4 protein-coding genes are annotated in these 2,690 nt (G+C 70.3%); 2 read left to right on the top strand and 2 right to left on the bottom strand.

Translation table 11 applies throughout. The features are described from left to right. Positions 1–348: SURF1 family protein (locus ACAM49_RS39715; protein ID WP_369640670.1), on the bottom strand; the 348-nt coding region annotated here is incomplete at its 3' end. A 17-nt stretch (positions 349–365) separates the two neighbouring features. Beyond that, complete coding sequence (locus ACAM49_RS39710; protein WP_369640669.1) at positions 366–863, bottom strand: low molecular weight protein-tyrosine-phosphatase; 498 nt, start codon at positions 861–863, stop codon at positions 366–368. Between the two features lie 44 nt (positions 864–907). On the opposite strand from ACAM49_RS39710, the gene cobC reads away from it, so the two are divergent. Together cobC and ACAM49_RS39700 are read left to right on the top strand one after the other, a co-directional pair. Next, positions 908–1,957 (top strand): Rv2231c family pyridoxal phosphate-dependent protein CobC, encoded by a 1,050-nt coding sequence (gene cobC, locus ACAM49_RS39705; protein WP_369640668.1) that lies wholly within the window; start codon positions 908–910, stop codon positions 1,955–1,957. An 87-nt stretch (positions 1,958–2,044) separates the two neighbouring features. Next, positions 2,045–2,690 (top strand): Nif3-like dinuclear metal center hexameric protein (locus ACAM49_RS39700; protein WP_369640667.1); only part of this gene is annotated, 646 nt, incomplete at its 3' end.

The following is a 2,690-nucleotide window of genomic DNA, read 5'->3' as shown; positions in this document are numbered from 1 at the left end:
GACGAGCAGGGTCTGGCCGTCGTCGAGGCGGAAGGCGGCGAGGACGGTGTAGGCGGGCTGGCCGTCGAGGTGGCGCAGGCGGACCAGGACGGTCGAGTCGGGGACGTAGGTGCCGGTCGCGGTGACGCGCCGCCATTCGGTGTTCTTGCCGGTGCCCGACAGCATGGTGGTGACGTCGACCGGATCGGCCTTCACCGAGTTCGCGATCCGGTCATTGCGTTCGGAGGTGCGGGTGTTCTTGCCCAGCTGCCACGGCGCGAGCACGGAGAAACACAGGTAGGCGAATCCGGCCACCACCACCGCGAGGATCACCCAGCTCGGCCGCAGCAGGAAGGTGAGCCGGCGCAGCCACGAGGTCTTCGAGCTCATGCGATCCGGCCCTCGGTCTCCCCGAGTTGCTCGCGCACCCAGTCCAGCAGGCCCGGCATGGCGGCCTCGATCTGCTCACGCACCAGCGCGAAATCGGACTGATCCCCGTAGTACGGATCCGGCACGGACCGCCCCGTGGCGAGCGGATCGAAACTCCGCAGCAGCCGCCGCCGATCCGACGGCACCCCCATCCGCGCCAGATCCCGCTCATGCCCGGTATCGAGCGCGACGAGCAGATCCGCCTCCCGATGGTCGGGCCCGATCACCGCCGCCGCATGCCCGGTCGGATACCCATGTGCCCGCAGCTCCTTGTTGGTGCGGTAATCGGCCTCGTCCCCCACATGCCAACTCCCGGTCCCGGCACTGCTCACCCGCACCCGATCCGCCAGCCCCGCGCGCTCCAGATGCGCGGCGAAGATCTTCTCGGCCATCGGGGACCGGCAGATATTGCCGGTGCAGATGAAGGTCACATGCAGGTCGCCCACGACAGCCATTCTGGCCGGTGGCCGTGCGCGGCGGCCACGTAGGGTGGACGGCTGTGCTGGATGACACCGGGTTCGAGGGTTTCGACCATGCCAGGCTGCGGCATCACGGGGACGTGGAGGCGCGGCCGGGGATGGTCGATTTCGCGGTGAACGTTCAGGGGAGTGCGCCGCCGGAGTGGCTGCGGGAGCGGTTGGCGGGGCGGCTGGGGGAGCTCGGGCGGTATCCGGGTGAAGCGGATGAGCGGTCCGCGCGGGCAGCGGTGGCGGCTCGGCACGGGCGGTCGATCGACGAGGTGCTGTTGCTGGCGGGGGTCGCGGAGGGGTTCGCGATGCTGCCGCGGCTGGGGTCGGAACTGGCGGCGGTGATCCATCCGTCCTTCACCGAGCCGGAATTGGCATTGCGGGAGGCCGGGGTGCCGGTGACGCGGGTGATCCTGGAGCCGCCGTACACGCTGGACGGGGTTCGGGTTCCCGAGCGGGCCGATCTGGTGGTGGTCGGCAATCCCACCAATCCGACGTCGGTTCTGCATGGGGCCGAGAGCATTCGGGCGCTGCGGCGGCCGGGGGGGATCGTGGTGGTGGACGAGGCGTTCGCGGATGCGGTGCCGGGGGAGACGGAATCGCTTGCGGGGGAGAGCCTTCCGGATGTGTTGGTGTTCCGGAGCCTCACCAAGACGTGGGCGCTGGCCGGATTGCGGTGCGGGTATGTGCTGGGCGCGCCCGAGGTGCTGGCCCGGTTGAATCACGGTCGCGCGCACTGGCCGTTGGGGACGTTGCAGTTGGAAGCCATTGCGGCGGTGAGTGAACCGGCGGCGGTCGCCGAGGCCCGGCGCAAGGCCGAGGGCATCGCGGCCGATCGCGCGGCCATGATTCCGCGGCTGCGGGAGCTCGGCATCGAGGTGCACGAGCCCGCGCACGGGCCGTTCCTGCTGATCCGGGTGCCGGATGCCGAATTGTTGCGAAAGAAGCTCGCCGACAAGGGGATCGCGGTGCGACGCGGTGATACGTTCCCCGGACTGGAGACGGGCTTCCTGCGCGTGGCGGTGCGACCGGCGGCGGAGGTCGATCGGCTCGTCGAGGCGGTGCGCGAGGTCGGGTTGTGACGCGGTCGGGACCGTGGTTGGGGTTTCAGGGGCAACGCCCCTGAGAGCTCCGAGAGTTGGTTACTCAGGCGAGGAGGTTGGGTTGTGGTGACGACGGTGCGGTTGGCGGATCTCATCGCGGCGATGGACGCGGCGTACCCGCCCAAGCTGGCCGAATCCTGGGATTCGGTCGGGCTGGTGTGCGGTGACCCCGACGAGAAGGTGTCGCGGGTGCTGTTCGCGGTCGACGCCACCGAGGCGGTCGTGACCGAGGCCATCGAATGGGGTGCGCAGGCGCTGGTCGTGCACCACCCGCTGCTGCTGCGCGGCGTGGACACCGTCGCGGCCAGCACGCCGAAAGGCGCTCTGCTGCACCGGCTCATCCGCTCCGGCTGCGCCTTGTTCACGGCTCACACCAACGCCGATTCCGCCGATCCCGGCGTCTCGGATGCGTTGGCGCACACCATCGGACTGAAAGTCACCGGCCCGCTTGACCCGAAACCCCTGACCGCACTGGACAAGTGGGTGGTGGCGGTCCCGATCACGCACAGCGGTGAGGTCCTCGACGCCCTGTTCGCGGCCGGAGCCGGAACCAGCGCGAACTACTCCGACGCCGCCTGGACGGTCGCGGGCACCTCCCAATTCCGGCCGCTCGACGGCGCGAACCCGGCCCTCGGCGCACCCGGCGAACTGCACGAGGTCGCCGAGGACCGCCTCGAGGTGGTAGCCCCGCCCTCCCGCCGCGCCGCCATCC

It is taken from the genome of Nocardia sp. JMUB6875 (assembly GCF_041154655.1).
GTDB lineage: Bacteria > Actinomycetota > Actinomycetes > Mycobacteriales > Mycobacteriaceae > Nocardia.
This window is presented reverse-complemented; position numbering and strand designations above follow the sequence as displayed.

Coding starts and splice junctions, on each gene's coding strand:
- ACAM49_RS39710 (WP_369640669.1), bottom strand. CDS start 863: ATGGCTGTCGTGGGCGACCTGCATGTGACCTTCATCTGCACCGGCAAT.